Origin of the sequence: Pseudomonas sp. (assembly GCF_049645325.1) — a bacterium.
Lineage (GTDB): Bacteria > Pseudomonadota > Gammaproteobacteria > Pseudomonadales > Pseudomonadaceae > Aquipseudomonas.
In genome coordinates this window covers 1-1,828 of record NZ_JBARTQ010000252.1, presented here as the reverse complement: position 1 = coordinate 1,828, position 1,828 = coordinate 1, and the positions used below count along the sequence as shown (strand labels likewise).

Below are 1,828 nucleotides of genomic sequence, written 5' to 3'. Positions count from 1 at the left end.
GCGCTTCCTGTCGCGTGCCCCTTACGGTGCCAAGACCAACCCGGTCGAAGCCTTCGATTTCGAAGAAACCACCGACGCCGCTGGCGCCAAGGATTTCACTTGGGCCAACGCCGCCTACGCCATGGCGGTGAACATCAACCGCTCGTTCAAACACTACGGCTGGTGCTCGCAGATTCGCGGCATCGAGTCCGGTGGTGTGGTGGAAGGCTTGCCGGTGCACACCTTCCCAACCGATGACGGCGGCGTCGACATGACCTGCCCGACCGAAATCGCCATCAGCGACCGCCGTGAAGCGGAACTGGCGAAGAACGGCTTCATGCCGCTGGTGCACAAGAAGAACAGCGACCTGGCCGCGTTCATCGGTGCGCAATCGATGCACAAACCCGCCGAGTACGACGACCCGGACGCTACTGCCAACGCCAACCTGGCCGCGCGCCTGCCGTACCTGTTCGCCACCTGCCGCTTCGCCCACTACTTGAAGTGCATCGTGCGCGACAAGATCGGCTCGTTCAAAGAGCGCGACGACATGCAGGTGTGGCTCAACAACTGGATCGGCCGTTACGTGGAACACAACCCGGCCACTGCCACCGACGCCGACAAAGCGCGCAAGCCACTGGCGGGTGCCGAAGTCGTGGTGGAAGAAATCGAAGGCAACCCCGGCTACTACGGCGCCAAGTTTTTCCTGCGCCCGCACTACCAGCTCGAAGGCTTGACCGTGTCCCTGCGTCTGGTCTCCAAGCTGCCGTCCACCAAATCCAACTGATCAACCTGAAAGGTAACCACCATGATCCTGCTGAACTTCAAAGGCACCCAAATCAAGGGCACTTCCACCGTCGACGCGCACAAAGACTGGATCACCATCGACGCTATCCAGATGGGTGTAGGCCGTGCAATTTCCATCAGTGGCGGCGGCACCGACCGCGACACCAGCAACCCGTCGTTCTCGGAAATTTCCATGACCAAGGCTACCGACCTGGCCTCGGCTGACCTGTTCATGCAGGCCGTGTGCGGCAAGAGCCTGGGCGATGCCGAGATTCACTTCATCCAGACCGGCGGCCCGGACAAGAAACAACAGGTGTTCCTCAAGCTGATCCTCGGCGAAGCGATCATCAGCTCCTACTCCGCCAGCAGTAACGGCGAGCGCCCGAGCGAAACCTTCTCCATCAACTTCACCACCATCAGCTACGAGTACGACTCCTTCACCGGCGACACCGTGATCACCGGCACGCCGAAGAAGTGGGACCTGGAAAAGAACCAGAAAATTTAAAGCCGGCGGGGTTGGTTGGGCGCGTGTGATGAGCGGGCTCAATCATCCCAACTCGCAGCTGACAGCAGTCACTGACCCACCCCCTTTTTAGTGGAGAACCGAGCCCATGGCTGAGCTCACCAGTCGCGAACGCCTGCAGCCATCGCTGCTTGATCGCCTCAGCGATGACGACACCGAGCATGCGGTGGAGCCGCGCGACAAACGTGTGTTGTCGATGCGTGGCCTGCGCAAGGCGGTGTTGCGTGACCTCGGGTGGCTGCTCAACAGCACCAGCCTGGGCAGCTTTCGTGACCTCAGTGCTCATCCTTTGGCCGGGCAGTCGGTGATCAATTTTGGTTTGCCGGACCTTGCCGGCAAAACCGCCGCCGGTTTGGACCGAGAAGCGCTGGGGCGGCGCATCCGCCAGGCGATCTGGGATTTCGAACCGCGGATTTTACGTGACAGCGTGCGGGTGGTACCCGTCGCGCCCGCCGGCAATGCGGCCAGCCCTAACCAAATGGCCTTTGAAATTCATGGCGAGCTGTGGGGCCAACCGTTGCCCGAGCGCCTGTACCTGAAGAC

At 61.2% G+C, this 1,828-nt stretch carries 3 protein-coding genes; all 3 read left to right on the top strand.

Going from position 1 to position 1,828, the window contains the following annotated elements:
• Positions 1-763 (top strand): type VI secretion system contractile sheath large subunit (gene tssC, locus WBB95_RS10950; RefSeq protein ID WP_424487608.1); only part of this gene is annotated, 763 nt, incomplete at its 5' end.
• A gap of 21 nt (positions 764-784) precedes the next feature.
• Entirely contained in the window at positions 785-1,267 is a 483-nt protein-coding gene (locus WBB95_RS10945) for a type VI secretion system tube protein Hcp (RefSeq protein WP_078743332.1), read from the top strand.
• 106 nt (positions 1,268-1,373) lie between these two features.
• A partial coding sequence (tssE, locus tag WBB95_RS10940) for a type VI secretion system baseplate subunit TssE (RefSeq protein WP_424487607.1) occupies positions 1,374-1,828 on the top strand: 455 nt, incomplete at its 3' end.

Bases quoted from the DNA above. Each gene is read 5' to 3' on its own strand.
- WBB95_RS10945 (WP_078743332.1), top strand. From the start codon at position 785: ATGATCCTGCTGAACTTCAAAGGCACCCAAATCAAGGGCACTTCCACC.